This window comes from Flavobacterium ustbae, assembly GCF_003946915.1.
Taxonomy (GTDB): domain Bacteria; phylum Bacteroidota; class Bacteroidia; order Flavobacteriales; family Flavobacteriaceae; genus Flavobacterium; species Flavobacterium ustbae.
This window is the reverse complement of sequence record NZ_RPOC01000001.1, coordinates 109,096-125,939: the sequence shown is the minus strand read 5'-3', so window position 1 is coordinate 125,939 and position 16,844 is coordinate 109,096. Positions and strand designations below refer to the sequence as shown.

Below are 16,844 nucleotides of genomic sequence, written 5' to 3'. Positions count from 1 at the left end.
AAAATTTTCTACTTTTGAAAAAATGTAAAACAGCACATTTTTACATCAATTTATTGCCAGTACAAAGTAATAAAAACTATTCATTTTTAAAGGTAGAAAAATACAAAATGTTTCTCGAAAATACAGTAAATCACAAAGAACAATTTGGTTGGATTGAAGTTATTTGTGGATCAATGTTTTCGGGTAAAACCGAAGAGCTGATCCGAAGATTAAAGCGCGCCCAATTTGCCAAACAAAGAGTCGAAATCTTTAAACCTGCTATTGATACCCGTTATCATGACGAAATGGTAGTATCTCACGATTCTAACGAAATTCGATCTACACCGGTTCCTGCTGCGGCAAATATTATGATTTTGGCCCAAGGATGCGACGTAATCGGAATCGACGAGGCTCAGTTTTTTGATGATGAAATTATTACCGTTTGCAATGATTTGGCCAATCAGGGAATACGCGTAATTGTTGCCGGACTGGATATGGATTTTAAAGGTAATCCGTTTGGACCAATGCCTGGACTTATGGCAACGGCCGAATATGTAACAAAAGTTCATGCCGTTTGTACGCGAACAGGAAATTTGGCCAATTACAGTTTTAGAAAAACGGCCAACGATAAATTGGTAATGCTCGGAGAAACTGAAGAATACGAGCCGCTAAGTCGTGCAGCGTATTTTAATGCTATGAAGAAAAGTCAGGAAAAATAAATTTAAAATTTCCCCCTAATAAAAAACTAAATATGAGAAAGTCGACTGCTTTATTATTGGTATTGATTGGAATTGCAGTGGCTTTTGTGGTTTATTTCCAGTTTTATCTCGCCAAAAATGCAGATGAGGTAAGCACTGAAGTAATAGAATTGGTTGCAAAATATAACAAAAGTTGTCCGTTAAATATTCAGGAAGGAATGAGGCTGGACAGCGTAAGTCTTCCAGAAGAAAGATTTGTTCAGTATAATTTAACGTTGCTAAATGTTGCAAAAGAAACCGCTGAAGTAAATGTTATTCAAGAAGAACTAAAGAAAAGCTTAATAAGTACCGCAAAAGGAAATCCAGGACTTCAAGTTTTCAGAGACAACGATTATACTCTAATTTACCATTACACCGATAAAAAGCAATCTTTTTTATTTGATGTGAAGATTTTGCCAGACGAGTATAAATAAATTAGAACGCAAAAAAAATAACCCGACAGATTTTAAATCTTTCGGGTTGTTTTTTTTGTACGTATTTACTTTGTAAATTTGTGCAGACAAAATGAATGGTTATGAAGGCAAAATTGACATTGAAGTTAGATAAGGATGTAATTGAAAAGGCTAAAATCTATGCCGCTGAGCATAAACAGAGTTTGTCGTTTTTGATTGAGAATTATTTAAGAGCAATTATTAAGCTGGAAAAAATGGATAAAAGAGAAGAAAATGAAATTAGCTCTTTTGTAAAAAGTCTTGCGGTTGGAAAAGGAAAAATTGCCAATGATTTAGATTATAAACAGAACAGAGAAAAATATTTATCTGAAAAACATAAATGATGATATTATATTGACTCGAAACGTGAAAGATTTTAAAAATTCTGAAATTTCAGTTTTGACTCCAGCAGAATTTTTGGTCAATATAAAAACAAACAAACCCCAACAAATTTCTAAAATCTGTTGGGGTTTGTTATTCTAAATAAACTTATATTTCTTATATGGTTTAAAAAAGAAAAAATCTAAATCTTCTTTCTCATTCTCGCCACCGGAATATCAAGCTGTTCACGGTATTTAGCAATCGTTCTTCTCGCAATTGGATATCCTTTTTCTTTTAAGATTTCGGCCAATTGATCATCTGGAAGCGGTTTTCTCTTATCTTCTTCTTCAATCGTATTTTGAAGAATTTTTTTGATTTCTAAAGTCGAAACATCTTCTCCCTGATCATTTTTCATTGCTTCAGAGAAGAATTCTTTAATTAGTTTCGTTCCGTATGGTGTTTCCACATATTTGCTGTTGGCTACACGCGAAATAGTCGAAATATCCAAACCAACCATATCTGCAATATCTTTTAAGATCATTGGTTTTAATTTGGTTTCGTCTCCGTCTAAGAAATATTCTTCTTGATAATGCATAATCGCATTCATTGTTACAAAAAGCGTTTCCTGACGTTGTCTTATTGCATCGATAAACCATTTAGCCGAATCCAGTTTTTGTTTGATAAACTGAACCGCATCTTTCTGCGCAGTCGATTTATCACGAGATTCTTTATACGTCTGCATCATTTCCTGATAATCTTTAGAAACGTGCAGAGAAGGAGCATTACGGCCGTTTAAAGTCAATTCTAATTCACCATCTACAATTCTAATAGCAAAATCGGGAACGATATTCTCCGTTACTTTATTGTTTCCAGTAAAAGAACCGCCCGGTTTCGGATTCAAACGCTCGATTTCGTGAATCGCTTTTTTAAGCTGTTCGTTCGAAATGCTGTATTTCTGTAATAATTTATCGTAATGTTTTTTCGTAAAAGCATCAAACTGATTTTCGATAATGTCAATCGCTAAATCAACATATTCAGTTGGCGTTTTATGTTTTAATTGTAATAACAAGCATTCCTGCAAATCACGCGCGCCAACTCCCGAAGGTTCCAGTTCGTGAATCACGGTCATCATTTTTTCGACCATTGTTTCATCAGTATAAATTCCCTGAGTGAAGGCCATGTCGTCTACAATATCCGGAATGCTTCTGCGGATATAACCCATATCATCAATACTTCCCACTAAGAATTCGGCTATTTCGCGCTCTTCATCATTCAAAATAAAAGTATTCAACTGATTGATCAAATCCTGATGAAAACTTATCGGAGCCGCAAAAGGTGTTTCGCGCTCTTCATCATCACTGTAATTATTGACCTGAGTTTTGTAATCTGGCGTATCGTCGTCGCTTAAGTATTCATCAATGTTAATATCGTCTGCTTCGATTCTGTCCGATTCTGCATCGTCGTAATCGTCGTAGTCTTCATTAGCATATTCATCAGCTTCGTATTCGTCTTCTTTTCCAGCTTCAAGCGCCGGATTTTCGTTCATTTCTTCCAATAAACGCTGTTCAAAAGCTTGCGTAGGCAATTGAATTAACTTCATCAGCTGGATTTGCTGTGGAGATAATTTTTGAGATAATTTTAAATTTAAAAATTGCTTGAGCATTTGTTTTTGTTAAAAGTTTCAAGTTTCAAGTTTCAAGTTGCCAAACTGAACGGACAAACTCAAAACTTGAAACCTGAAACAAATTTTTATAGATTTTAGTTTCAAGTTCCAGCAACCTGAAACTTGAAACCTGAAACTTTTTTAAACTAAAAAGATTAAAATTCCGCACTACCCGGAGTTCTTGGGAAAGGAATTACATCTCTAATGTTTGTCATTCCTGTAACAAACAATACCAAACGCTCAAATCCTAAACCGAAACCTGCATGTGTTGCAGAACCGAATCTTCTTGTATCTAAATACCAGTATAATTCTTCTTTGTCGATTCCTAAAGCTTCCATTTTCTGAACCAGAACATCGTAACGCTCTTCTCTTTCAGAACCACCAACGATTTCTCCGATTCCAGGGAAAAGGATGTCCATTGCACGAACGGTTTCTCTTCCAGGTTCAGTGTTGTCGTTCAAACGCATGTAAAACGCTTTAATGTTTGCTGGGTAATCGTATAAAATTACTGGGCATTTAAAGTGTTTTTCTACTAAATAACGTTCGTGTTCAGACTGTAAATCAGCTCCCCATTCGTTGATTAGATAACTGAATTTTTTCTTTTTATTTGGAGTCGAATCTCTTAAAATATCAATTGCTTCTGTATAAGAAACACGTTTGAAATTATTTTCTAAAACGAAATTCAATTTCTCCAACAAACTCATTTCGCTTCTGTCTGCCTGTGGTTTTGATTTTTCTTCTTCCAAAAGTCTTCCTTCTAAGAAAGCTAAATCATCTTTACAGTTGTCTAAAGCATATTTAATTACGTACTGAATAAAATCTTCAGCCAAATCCATATTGTCATCCAAATCATTGAAAGCAACTTCTGGCTCAATCATCCAGAATTCTGCTAAGTGACGAGAAGTATTTGAATTTTCTGCTCTAAAAGTTGGTCCAAAAGTATAAATCTGACCCAAAGCCATGGCGAAAGTTTCACCTTCTAATTGTCCAGAAACCGTTAAATTGGTATGTTTTCCAAAGAAATCTTGTTTGAAATCAATGTTTCCTTCTTCATTTTTTGGCAAGTTGTCCAATGGTAAAGAAGTTACTTGGAACATTTCTCCAGCACCTTCAGCATCAGCTCCCGTAATAATCGGCGTGTTTACGTAAACGAAACCTTTATCCTGAAAATATTTGTGAACTGCATAAGACAATACCGAACGCACACGCATAATCGCACCAAAAGCATTTGTACGTACACGCAAGTGAGCGTTTTCACGTAAAAATTCTAAAGAGTGTTTTTTAGGCTGCATTGGGAATTTCTCTGCATCAGAATCTCCAAGAATTTCCAGTTTGTTTACCTGAATTTCGTATTTCTGACCCGCACCTTTACTTTCAACCAAAGTTCCAATTACAGAAACAGAAGCTCCAGTTGTGATTCTTTTTAAAGTTTCTTCTGGAGTATTTTCAAAATCAACAACACATTGAATATTATTAATGGTAGAACCGTCATTTAAAGCGATGAACTGATTATTTCTAAAAGTTCTCACCCATCCTTTTGCATTCACTTCCTGTAACGTCGTCGTACTGTTTAATAAGTCTCTAACTTTTGTGTGTTTCATTTTTATTTTAGATTTTAGATTGCTGATTTGATATTAAATCGAACCAGTATTTTTTATATCGAATTGCAAATATAAACGATAATAATTAATTTTTGAAGTGGATTATTGTTCTTGAAATTATTTGTTTAACTAATTTCTCTCACCAGTGGTGAGAGTTTTGGAAAATCTTCATGATATTTACAAAACTACTTTATTATCAAAAGATTTATTTCTGAATAATAATTAATTTTTGAAGCTGTTTCCTGCTCTTCGCTGTATCTTTCTATTTTTAAAGAAAAAATAGAAAGGATGCCGCTTCGATCAGGGCTAGGAGACTCGTTTTCAGCTGAAGCAATTTTTTTTTACTTCACGTTTTTAATTGTTCGTGTAAATTTATAAGCCACGAATTCACGAATTATTTATTTTTTTATTCGTGAATTCGTGGCGAATTTCTAAAAGGGAATGAAAGATTACTTCTCCAAATTCTCCAAATCCTCTTTCTTCGTTTTCTTCTTTTCAAAAGTCAAAACCAAAGATGGCAGCACAACCAAATTGGCAAACATTGCAAAAACCAAAGTACAAGAAATCAATCCTCCTAAAGCGATGGTTCCGCTGAAACTTGATAAAGTGAAAGTTGCAAAACCTAAAATCAAAACTACAGAAGTATAAAAAGTACTTACTCCAGTTTCTCTTAAAGCACTGAAAACCGATTTTTTAACTTTTCCTCTGTTTTGAATCAGATCGTGTTTGTACTTCGCCATAAACTGAATCGCATTATCAACCGAAATTCCGAAAGCGATACTAAATACCAAAATCGTTGAAGGTTTTAACGGAATTCCGAAATAACCCATTAATCCAGAAGTAATACAAAGCGGTAAAATATTCGTAATCAAAGAAGCCGCAACCATTTTGAAAGAACGGAACAAATACAGCATTAAAATTGCAATTGTTGCAATAGCAAAAAGCAACGATTCGATTAAGTTGTGCGCCAAATAAGTTGTTCCTTTTTGGAAAACCAAAGCTTTACCAGTAATCGTAACTTCGTAACGATCTTTTGGGAAAATTTCATCAATTTTCTTGCGAATTTTTCCTTCTACTTTTGCCATTTCATCTGTTCCAATATCTTTCATGAAAGTTGTGATTCTGGCATATTGTCCAGTCGAATCAACGTAAGCTTTCATTAGATTTTCTTTGCTGTTTTTAGTCGCATTTTTAGCATAACTCAAAATAAAAGTCTGCTCTTGCGAAGTCGGCAATTGATAATATTCTGGATTTCCGTTGTAGAAAGCCTGTTTAGAATATTTCACTAAATTCACTACAGAAACTGGTTTTGCCAATTCAGGAATTTCTGCAATGGTGTTTTGCAGTTCGTCCATTTTACGAATCGTCGAAGCTTTCATAACACCTTTTTTCTTTTTGGTGTCAATCATGATTTCTAACGGCATTACACCATTAAATTCTTTTTCGTAAAACAAAATATCTTTAAAGAAAGAAGCTGTTTTTGGCATTTCACCAATTAAACTTCCCGAAACTTTCATTTGTCTTACACCATTTAAACTCACGATAAAAAGCACCGCATAAATAGTGTAAACAATTGTCTTTTTGCCTTTAACAATAGTGGCAACCGAATTTAAAAGCGTCGAAATATACGTTTTGTCTAAGTGGTATAAGTGTTTTGCTTTTGGCAACGGCATAAAACTGTAGATAATTGGCACGATAAAAAGTGTCAAAGTATAAACAGAAAGCACGTTGATAGAAGTGACCAAACCGAATTCAAACAACAATTCGTTTCCTGTAATCATCAAAGTTGCAAAGCCAATTGCAGCGGTTAAATTGGTCATCAAAGTCGAAGAACCAATTTTAGAAATTACACGCTGTAACGCTTTTGCCTGATTGTTGTGTATTTTAATTTCCTGCTGGTATTTATTAATCAAGAAAATACAGTTTGTAATTCCGATTACGATAATCAGCGGCGGAATTATAGCCGTTAAAATTGTGATTTTATAACCTAATAATCCAAGCATTCCAAAAGACCAAGTTACACCGACAATTAAAATACAGATCGAAATAAATGTAGCTCTGAACGAACGGAAGAAGAAAAAGAAAATTAAAGAAACCGTCAATAAAGATGCTCCAATGAATAATCCGATTTCGCCTTTCATGTTGTCGGCATTGATCGTTCTAATGTATGGCATTCCAGAAACTTTCAGATCGATTCCTGTTGTTTTTTCAAATTTATCAATCTTAGGAACCAGAGTTTTTAGTATGAAAGTTTTTCTTTCAGCCGTGTTTACTAAAGCTTTATTCATGTAAATTGCCGAACGCACACTTCCGCTTTTTTTGTTGAATAAAAGTCCTTCGTAAAAAGGCAGATTATTAAACAATTCGTCTTGAGCCTTTTTTAAATAAGCAGGATCCAAAACTTTACTCTGATCAATAAAAGGCGTTAAAACAAATTTTTGGTTAACCGTATCTTTCTCCAATTTTTTCAAATCATTCAGAGAAACGACTAAATCTACCTCTTTAGATTTTTTTAAACCAGTCATTAATTCATTCCAAGCAGCATAATTTTTAGGCGTAAAAAAGTTTTTGTCTTGAAAACCAATTACAATAAGATTTCCTTCTTCGCCAAATTTGTCTAAGAATTTTTGATAATCTTTATTTGCAATATGATCTTTAGGAAGCAGGTTTGCTTCGGTATAAGTCATAGAAAGATTTTTCCACTGATAACCAAAGAAAATAGTTAAGGCAGAAAGTATAACGAGAATTGTAATTCTGTTTTTAAGTATGATTCGGGCCAATTTTTCCCAAAATCCAACTTGAATAGTGTTTTTCATAACATCTTTAAAAAATGGTTGCAAATGTAGTGAAAAGAGCTCGAAATCATAAATAATCCATTCTATTTTACTTAATGTTAACACAAATTTGAAAGTGTTTAGAAGGGGATAATTTTCTTGGTTTTGCTCGTAAACTCAAGTGCTTTTCTCATATTTGCAATTATTTTTTATTTCTCTGGATTATATTAGCTTTCTCCAATTAAGAAAAAGGTTTTACGTAGATTTAACAGAATGAAGTAGATTTACTACATTTATTCATGAAATTTCGACGAAGACATTAACAAAAGAATATGCAGCAAAATAATACAACCACCTTTATCTTTCTAGCAATTCTTTTGCTTTTAATTGTCATCATCTGCATTATGATGTATCAATTAATGCAATCAAAAAAAGCAAAAGAAAATGCAGAACAAAGTTTTTATGCTTTAGAAGCAAAAGTCAACGATTTGCAATTGGAGAATTTAGAATCCAAACTCAATCCGCATTTGTTTAAGAATATTCTAAATTCGATTCAGTCGCACGCGTATCAAACTTATTTTGCTTTGGATAAACTAGCCAATGTTTTGGATTATATTTTATACGAAAGCAAAAAGAAGTTTGTAACGGCAAAAGAAGAAATTGATTTTGCGCTGAATTTAATCGAAATCAATAAAATCAAAATCAGTCCGCTTTTTGAATTAAAAGTCAAAACCAATATTAATCAGGAAGATAAACTGTACGATCAGCCTTTGCTGGCGCCTTTAATTTCGATAGATTTAATTGAAAATGCTTTTAAACATGCCGATCTTCAAAGTGCAGATGCTTTTATTACGGTAGTTTTTGAATTTAAAAACAATGCTTTTTTTATGACGGTTTCGAATAAAGTCTCTGATAAAAAAGTATTAAAAAAAGAACGAAGCGGTTTTGGACATGCCACGCTCGAAAATCGTCTTCGCATTATTTATAAAAATAATTTCAAATTGGACAGGTTTATAGAAAACGACGTCTATATTGCTCATCTAAAAATAGATTTACTTGAATACAAAACTGAAATGCTTGCTGCTGGACGATGAAATTCCAGGATTAACGTACCTCAAAATGCTTTGCGAACAAATTCCGGAATTGGAAATCGTAAAAACATTTAATAATCCTGAAAAACTCTTGTCGGATATTCCAGATTTAGATTTTGATCTGCTGATTTCTGACATCGAAATGCCAGGGATTGATGGGTTGCATCTTGCTGAAAAACTTCAGGATAAATTGGTGATTTTTTGTACAGCTTATAAAGAGTATGCAGCCGAAGCGTTTAATATTGATGCTGTTGATTATATTACCAAACCAGTAAAACTGGAAAGACTAGAAAAAGCGGTCGCAAAAGCATTTGAGCGTTTCGAAAAATCCAATTCAGCTAAAAAATTCATACAGCTTAATACCGACAAAGGAAAGACGTTACTCTATTTTAATACAATTCAATATATAAAAACAGCTTTGAGCGATAGTCGGGACAAAACGGTTCTGCTTACCGATGGGAGTTTGCTGAATTTGAAAAATGTAAAATTCGATACACTTCTAAACGAATTGCCCGATACCGATTTCTGTAGAATTAATAAAAAGGAAATTGTAGCTGTAAAAGCGATAAAATTCTTTAACCATACCGAAATTGTCTTGCATCATTTGGACGAAAACAATAAAAATACAGCCTTAATTTTAAGCGAAACCTACCGTTCTGATTTTTTAAAAAAAGTAAAATTATAACTTATTACAAAGTTTTTCCGACTTGTTACATACATTGAAAATTAGCTGGAAATTTGCTTTTTCACATAAAACTCAGTTCTGATATTTGCGCAAATAAATTTAAAGAACGGGTTATGAATAACATTAAGAACTCTATATTTTATGTCACAATTATTGGCGGTTTTACAGCGCTAATATATTGGGTAATTTCAAAAGGCGCTTCTCTAGAAGTGGGTCGTAATATTGTCAAAAAACAAATTGAGAGTAATCATTGGAATGATTTTCTTCATTCAATGGTCGAAAACCTGCAGCATCCTTTGGCTATTTTATTGGCTCAAATTGTGACCATCATTTTAGCTGCTCGTCTATTTGGATGGATTTTTAGGAAAATAGGACAGCCTTCGGTAATTGGAGAAATGATTGCCGGGATCGTGTTAGGCCCATCTTTAGTCGGAATGTATTTTCCAGAGTTTTCAGCCGCTTTATTTCCTGCGGCATCTTTAGGAAACTTACAGTTTTTAAGCCAGATCGGTTTAATTCTTTTCATGTTCGTAATCGGAATGGAATTGGACTTGAAAGTCCTAAAAAATAAGGCGCACGATGCTGTTGTAATTAGCCATGCCAGTATTGTCATTCCATTTGCGTTAGGTTTGTCATTAGCCTATTTTATATACGAAACTTTTGCGCCAGAAGGAGTGGAGTTTTCTTCTTTCGGATTATTTATGGGTATTGCGATGAGTATTACGGCTTTCCCCGTTTTAGCTCGAATTGTGCAAGAGCGCGGTATGCAGAAAACAAAACTTGGAACCATTGCTATTACTTGTGCCGCGGCAGACGATATTACGGCTTGGTGTATTTTGGCTGTTGTTATTGCGATTGTAAAAGCGGGTTCGCTTTCGAGTTCGCTTTATGTTATCGGAATGGCGATTTTGTATGTAATTATTATGCTAAAAATCGTTCGTCCGTTCTTAAAAAGAGTAGGTGATTTGAATGCAACGCGCGAAAGCTTAAATAAACCGGTTGTTGCGATTTTCTTCATTACACTTTTAGTATCTTCTTATGCTTCAGAATTAATCGGAATCCATGCTTTATTTGGAGCTTTTTTAGCTGGGGTAATCATGCCAGAAAACAATAAATTCAGAAACATATTTATAGAAAAAGTAGAAGATGTTGCCATTATTGTTCTATTGCCACTATTCTTCGTATTTACTGGTTTGCGTACACAAATTGGATTACTGAACGATCCTGAATTATGGAAAATTACAGGTCTGATTATTTTGGTTGCCGTAGTTGGTAAATTTTTTGGGAGTGCTTTGGCCGCAAAATTTATGGGACAAAACTGGAAAGACAGTTTGGCAATTGGTGCCTTAATGAACACGAGAGGTTTAATGGAACTCGTGGTTTTAAATATTGGTTATGATCTTGGCGTATTATCTACAGAAATCTTTACCATGATGGTCATTATGGCCTTGTTAACTACTTTTATGACGGGACCTGCGCTGGATTTTATAGAATTTATTTTTAAAGATAAAATTACAGCTGTTCCTCAGGAAATAGGAAGTAAAAGTAAATTTAAGATTCTGCTTTCGTTTGCGACTCCAGAAAAAGGAAAAAAGCTGCTCAAAATTGCCAACAGTTTGGTGAAAAAACAAGCAGACAATTCGATTGTAACGGCGATGCATATTTCGTTAAGTACAGAAGTGCACTCCTTTGATGTGAAAGAATATGAACGTAAAATGCTCGTTCCAGTTATTGAAGAATCGCATGCGCTGAACCAAAATATGTTGAGTTTGTTTAAAGTTTCTAATGATATCGATTCGGATATAATTGACACAGCAAATCATGGCGAATATGATTTGTTATTGGTTGGGTTAGGCCAGTCTATTTTTGATGGAACTTTACTGGGAAAAATACTTGGTTTTACAACCCGAATGGTAAACCCGGATCGTTTGATTGATAAGTTTACGGGAAAAGAAGGATTGTTTGAAAATTCTCCTTTTGATGAAAGAACACGCCACATTATTGCAAAGTCTAAAATGCCGGTTGGAATTTTTATTGATAAAAACCTAGAAGAAGTAAATCAGGTTTTGATGCCTATTTTTAATAGAGAAGATGCCTTTTTAATTGAATATGCCAAAAAGCTAATTAATAATAACGGTTCTCAAATTACAGTTTTAGACGCTGGCGGAGAAGTGAAAAATACAAGAGAAATTCAGGAAACAATTCGTTCTATCGAACAGATTGCGCCGAATCATATTATGATTATGAATGACAGAACGCTCAAGAAAGAATTTTTAGAAAGCCAGGATTTAATGATTATCAGTCTAGAAAGCTGGAAAAAACTAATCGAATCGCAAAGTATCTGGCTGAATAATTCTCCATCGGTTTTGATTTTGAAACCTTAAAAATTTTAGGAAATTCCAATATTTTTAAATTCCAAATTCCAATTTTCTTATTGGGATTTGGGATTTTTTTAGCCACGAATTCACGAATTTATTTCCTTAACATTACGAAAATTTTACCGATGAATTCACGAATTGTTACTAAACTATTCTGCAAGATTTGTGCAATTTGTAGAATAAGAACTTCGCAAGCAAATCATTTAAATTCGTGAATTCGTGGCTAAAAAACTGGGTGAGATTGAAATTTTAAACTATCTACAAACCAAGATCAAGTACATAAGAAATCTTAACCGCAATATTATCTTCAAATCGTAATAACTGATTTGGTCCATATCTATAAAAACCTCCTAAGCCAAAACCTTTAAAAATTTTGTTCAATTCTATTCCCGATTCAAAAAAACCTTTATCAAGCGTTTTGTAAGCTGGACCAACATGCTGTTCTGGATTTTCCATGTTCCCCCAAGCCATTCTGGTTACTAAGACTAACGAAGGTCGAACTTTTTTCATAATTCTAATTCGGTCAAAACCATGCTTAATTTGAAACATCAGATATTGGCTCGAGAAGAATTCGTTAAAATACATCGTTTCAAAAGCATTTCTTCCTGCAAAAGTAATACGCTGAATAACAGTTTCTTTTGTTAAATTATTTGGAGATGTGTTGTACAAATGAGTAATTGGCACGTCTCCCATTGCATACCCTCCTTGAAACAGTAAGCTTGTTTTCTGACGGTTCAAATATTGCTTTTCATATTCGGCCTTGAAGTCTATTTTGCTAAAAGTGAAGTCGTTTGCAAACACATCTGGCAATGACTGCGTGTATTGCAAAGTAAATCTCGGGAATTTTTTATCACTTTCATTTCGTCCAGTCGGAGTCTGCATGTAATTGCTAAATGGAGCCCAGACAATAGAAAGCATAGCTGTGGTCATTGTATAATTTGAATACAGTTTTCCGTTTAAGTTGTAGAGATAATCAAATTTTGGCTCGATATGATTTCTAGAAAGTTCTAGTACGGCTTCGGTTTTCGGAATTAATTTGGTTTGAACATTTGCACGCCAACCGATGTATTGGTAAAAAGTACTAATATTGATCGGACGAGGATCGTAGATTTTAAAAACACGTTTATCAACCGCAAAAACTGTACTCGCAATCTCGCGTACATCATTGGCATAATAGCCATTTAACCAAGTGTTTGTATGTTTATCTAGTAAGACGCCACCGCCCGCGCTGTATTTAAAAACCCCATCTTTTGTTCCATAAGCAGTATAACTTTCTAAACGAAAGCTTTTTGAAAATCGATCGTTGGTGACCCCGCCCAAACCAAGTCTGAAACCTTCGTAATTGTTGTAGCTTATAATTTTCTTTAAATCCAGATCAATTGGTCCAATTGGGTAAAAGCCGTTAATGATTTTTCGGCCAATTCCGAGACGTTTTTCAATGCGATTGCTCACAGAAATACTGTCTAGTAGTAAATACGTTTTCTGACTTTTTAAATCCAGATTTTCTTTGCGATAGGCTTCCCAGTAACTTTCAGGTTTTTTAGCTGCATCATCTTTAACTTCAATATATATTGAAGGATTTTTAATCGGAGTTTCGGTGTTGACGCGAATATCAAAGCTATTACTTTCAGAAAGTAGATACGTAAAATCTGAGGCTACTTTTTTTCTAGGTTCAAAATTTTCCTCAACATCTCCATCAAACTGAATTGTCCCGCCAAGAATTCGAATATCATCGTCATTTTTTCCTTTTACGATTTTAAAAGTCGTATTACTTTGAAACCAAATTTTTTCTTTCGCATTATATTCAAATTCGTGAATACCACTAATATCCAAAACATTTTTGACTCGCATTACGGCTTTTGCAATAGCAAAATTTTCTTTGTCAATATATAAAACCCCTTCTAAACCAGATGATTTACGTTTTGCTTTGTTTTTAAAATAAATCATATAAACGTCACGACCTCGAATACTCACAGTATCTAGCAATTTGTAATTGTAGCTTGAAGGAGCATTATTCGAAATAGGATTTTCATATTTAGTTTCAAACAATTCATATTTTGAATCGTAGATCGAAATAGATTGAAGATTAAAAGCCAAAACTTCATAAATAGGCTGCTTAAAACCAGCAATTTTTGTGGCCAAGACGGTTTCTTTCAGTTTGTTGTTTCCAAATTGATATTGAGAAACTTTCTCAGTCTGAAATAAGTGTTGTTTGCTTACAATCTCCTTAAACTTATAATCGGAAGAATCGATGTTAATGTTTTTTTTGTCGAAATCTTTGTAAGCTGCAGAAGTGTCAATGCGTCCGTCGATAGAATCAGGGTTTGCGGTTACAATAAGTTTGTTATAAGTTTTATATTCAAAATTATGGAGCTTTTTCTGCGGATTATTTGTCGATTTATTGGCTATAACTTTTCTTATTATAGTTAAAGCAGGATTTTCATTAGAAACAACTACTTCTTTTAAGTCATCGGTTTGCTCTAAAAGCGATATCGAATAAAAAGTTTTGCTGTTAATTAGGGCAATAGTTTTGGTTTGAAAACCAATATAAGAAACCGTAAGCGATGTGGCAGAATTGCTAATTTTAAAAATAAATTTGCCATCAACATCTGTAATGGCATTATTGTTTTCTGAAGTTTTAATAGTGGCAAACGGAAGAGGTTTATTGTTTGAATCGGTTACGATTCCGTTTATTTGAATTTGCGCCTGAAGAGTAAGCGTAAAAAACAAAGTCAAAAAACAAAATAGCTTCATACAGAATGATATAGTTTCAAAAACGAAAAGAATTTAATTTTCGTATGCAAAAATAACAATAAAAAAATCCGTCTGATGCAATTCACCAGACGGATTTTCTATTTTATCGCAAAACTAATTACACTTTCATGATTTCAGCTTCTTTTAAAGCTAAAAGTTCATCAATTTTTTTAATGTAAGCGTTTGTCAAGTTCTGAACTTCTTCTTCTGCAGATTTGCAGATATCTTCAGAAGTTCCTTCTTTTTCTAATTTTTTAATATCAGTATTAGCATCTTTACGAGAGTTACGAATACCAATTTTTGCATCTTCAGCTTCAGATTTTGCTTGTTTTGCCAAATCACGACGACGCTCTTCTGTTAAAGGCGGTACGCTAATGATGATAACGTCTCCGTTATTCATTGGGTTAAAACCAATGTTAGCAATCAAAATAGCTTTTTCAATAACAGACAGCATATTTTTTTCAAATGGCTGTAATGTAATTGTTCTCGCATCTGGAACGCTAATTTTAGAGACTTGAGAAAGCGGTGTAGCAGATCCGTAATAATCTACAAAAACACCTCCAAGCATAGCTGGAGAAGCTTTTCCTGCACGAATATTAAGAAATTCTTTCTCTAAGTGTGCAATAGTACCGTTCATAGATTCCTCAGTACTTTCTAAAATAAAGTCTATTTCTTCAGTCATTTTTTTTAAATTTTAGATTTTAGATGTTTGATTTTGGGTTTAAAACAGACATCTAAATTTACTAACTAATATAATTTAATTTTTTAGATTGCTTTAATGATTCTCAGAATTTATAAAATTCCAAAAAAATCTACGCAGTCTAAATGTTTACTACAGTTCCAATGTTTTCGCCTTCACAGATTTTCAAAAGGTTTCCGATTTTATTCATATCAAAAACAACAATTGGCAATTTGTTTTCCTGGCTTAATGTAAATGCAGTGGTATCCATTACATTTAATCCTTTTTTCAGAACATCATCAAAAGTGATGTAGTCAAATTTTACAGCCGAAGCATTTTTTTCTGGATCAGAATCGTAAACACCATCAACGCGAGTTCCTTTAAGGATAACATCAGCATTAATTTCGATACCTCTCAAAACAGCAGCAGTATCAGTTGTAAAATATGGATTCCCAGTTCCGGCACCAAAGATTACAATTCTGCCTTTTTCAAGGTGGCGGTCAGCTCTTCTTTTAATGTATGGTTCTGCAATAGATTCCATTTTCAAAGCCGTTTGCAGACGAGTTTTCATTCCTTTATCTTCAAGAGCGCCTTGCAAAGCCATTCCGTTAATAACAGTTGCAAGCATTCCCATATAATCTCCTTGCACTCTGTCCATTCCTGAGCTTGCTCCTGCAACGCCTCTAAAAATATTTCCTCCTCCAATAACAATAGCAATTTCTACTCCTTTGTCGTGAATCTGCTTGATTTCATCTGCATATTCGCCTAATCTTTTCGGGTCTATACCGTATTGTAAATCACCCATTAGGGCTTCGCCGCTAAGTTTTAGAAGAATTCTTTTATATTTCATGTGTGTGTTGCGTTAATTTGTGCAAATATAGACATATTCTGATTTTTAAAAATAATGTTTGCAAAAAATTAATTCGTTCCTCAATTTTAGATTCAAAACGGCTTTACAGTTATTTCATTTAAAGGTGACAATTGTCATTTTCTAAGTCTTTGGAAAATTTGTATTTTTATTCTACCAAAAAAACAAAACATGAAAAGCATCGTAGCCAAAGCATTATTCAATAGCCATCCTTATATTGAATATAGAAAAATAGTATCTGATTTATTAACTGAAGGCAAATCGACCGGAAATGAACAATCGGAAAGTCTTACCAATTATTCCAAATTGAATGAAGCCAGAATGAATAGGCTCGATAAAACAATCACTATCTCAGAAACTGTAGCAGATAAACTTCAAAATTTAGACAACCATTATATTTGGCTAGTACTTTCAGAAGGCTGGTGCGGAGATGCGGCGCAGATACTTCCAATTTTAAATAAAATGGCTTTGGCTTCTCATAAAAAAATCGATTTAAGAATTGCATTGCGCGATGAAAATGAAGATTTAATGAATCAATATTTGACCAATGGCGGAAGAGCAATTCCAAAGGTCATTATTATTTGCAAAGAAGCCGGAATCGTGCGTGCCGACTGGGGACCAAGACCAAAGGGAGCTGTCGAATTAATGGCAAAACATAAAAGAGAAGTTGGGCCTATTGACGAAAAAATAAAGACAGATCTACAGTTATGGTACCTGGCAGATAAAGCAATTTCGGTTCAGGAAGAATTGGTCGAAATTATGGAGAATATCAAATATAATAGGCTTTAACGACGTAACATGTTGATAAGCAGAATATTTGGTTGATAAAATTATCTTAAACTATTTTTAATTTATAAGAAAT

13 protein-coding genes are annotated in these 16,844 nt (G+C 33.8%); 7 read left to right on the top strand and 6 right to left on the bottom strand.

Annotated elements, in window-relative coordinates:
* Positions 1-107 precede the first annotated feature (107 nt).
* From EG814_RS00550 to EG814_RS00540, 3 genes are all read left to right on the top strand, one after another.
* A complete protein-coding gene (locus tag EG814_RS00550; protein ID WP_125719065.1) occupies positions 108-698 on the top strand; it encodes a thymidine kinase in 591 nt (196 codons plus the stop codon).
* A gap of 32 nt (positions 699-730) precedes the next feature.
* On the top strand, positions 731-1,150 hold the full coding sequence (locus EG814_RS00545; RefSeq protein WP_125717854.1) for a hypothetical protein: 420 nt from the start codon (positions 731-733) through the stop codon (positions 1,148-1,150).
* Between the two features lie 101 nt (positions 1,151-1,251).
* A complete protein-coding gene (locus tag EG814_RS00540) occupies positions 1,252-1,512 on the top strand; it encodes a DUF6364 family protein (protein ID WP_125717852.1) in 261 nt (86 codons plus the stop codon).
* Positions 1,513-1,691: 179 nt separating this feature from the next.
* Here the strand turns inward: EG814_RS00540 and rpoN are convergent, their stop codons facing one another.
* The 3 genes from rpoN to EG814_RS00525 all read right to left on the bottom strand — a co-directional run bounded on the left by rpoN (position 1,692) and on the right by EG814_RS00525 (position 7,569).
* A complete protein-coding gene (gene rpoN, locus EG814_RS00535) occupies positions 1,692-3,152 on the bottom strand; it encodes an RNA polymerase factor sigma-54 (protein ID WP_125717850.1) in 1,461 nt (486 codons plus the stop codon).
* 155 nt (positions 3,153-3,307) lie between these two features.
* Positions 3,308-4,753: an asparagine--tRNA ligase gene (asnS, locus tag EG814_RS00530; protein ID WP_125717848.1), complete on the bottom strand. Its 1,446-nt coding sequence runs from the start codon at positions 4,751-4,753 to the stop codon at positions 3,308-3,310.
* A gap of 449 nt (positions 4,754-5,202) precedes the next feature.
* A complete protein-coding gene (locus tag EG814_RS00525) occupies positions 5,203-7,569 on the bottom strand; it encodes an efflux RND transporter permease subunit (protein WP_125717846.1) in 2,367 nt (788 codons plus the stop codon).
* Between the two features lie 290 nt (positions 7,570-7,859).
* Here EG814_RS00525 and EG814_RS00520 point away from each other — a divergent pair, with 290 nt between their 5' ends.
* The 3 genes from EG814_RS00520 (at position 7,860) to EG814_RS00510 (ending at position 11,687) form a co-directional block, all read left to right on the top strand.
* A complete protein-coding gene (locus tag EG814_RS00520) occupies positions 7,860-8,621 on the top strand; it encodes a sensor histidine kinase (RefSeq protein ID WP_125717844.1) in 762 nt (253 codons plus the stop codon).
* On the top strand, positions 8,584-9,303 hold the full coding sequence (locus tag EG814_RS00515; protein WP_125717842.1) for a LytR/AlgR family response regulator transcription factor: 720 nt from the start codon (positions 8,584-8,586) through the stop codon (positions 9,301-9,303). The genes EG814_RS00520 and EG814_RS00515 overlap by 38 nt, the downstream gene beginning before the upstream one ends.
* A gap of 113 nt (positions 9,304-9,416) precedes the next feature.
* Entirely contained in the window at positions 9,417-11,687 is a 2,271-nt protein-coding gene (locus EG814_RS00510; RefSeq protein WP_125717840.1) for a cation:proton antiporter, read from the top strand.
* A gap of 252 nt (positions 11,688-11,939) precedes the next feature.
* Here EG814_RS00510 and EG814_RS00505 read toward each other — a convergent pair whose 3' ends face one another.
* The 3 genes from EG814_RS00505 to pyrH form a co-directional block, all read right to left on the bottom strand.
* Complete coding sequence (locus EG814_RS00505; RefSeq protein WP_125717838.1) at positions 11,940-14,435, bottom strand: DUF5686 family protein; 2,496 nt, start codon at positions 14,433-14,435, stop codon at positions 11,940-11,942.
* A 118-nt stretch (positions 14,436-14,553) separates the two neighbouring features.
* A complete protein-coding gene (frr, locus tag EG814_RS00500; RefSeq protein WP_125717836.1) occupies positions 14,554-15,117 on the bottom strand; it encodes a ribosome recycling factor in 564 nt (187 codons plus the stop codon).
* A 139-nt stretch (positions 15,118-15,256) separates the two neighbouring features.
* On the bottom strand, positions 15,257-15,964 hold the full coding sequence (gene pyrH / locus EG814_RS00495) for a UMP kinase (protein ID WP_125717834.1): 708 nt from the start codon (positions 15,962-15,964) through the stop codon (positions 15,257-15,259).
* A gap of 189 nt (positions 15,965-16,153) precedes the next feature.
* On the opposite strand from pyrH, the gene EG814_RS00490 reads away from it, so the two are divergent.
* Positions 16,154-16,771 carry a thioredoxin family protein gene (locus EG814_RS00490; RefSeq protein ID WP_125717832.1) on the top strand — a complete coding sequence of 206 codons (618 nt, stop codon included), beginning with the start codon at positions 16,154-16,156 and terminating at the stop codon, positions 16,769-16,771.
* Positions 16,772-16,844: the final 73 nt, after the last annotated feature.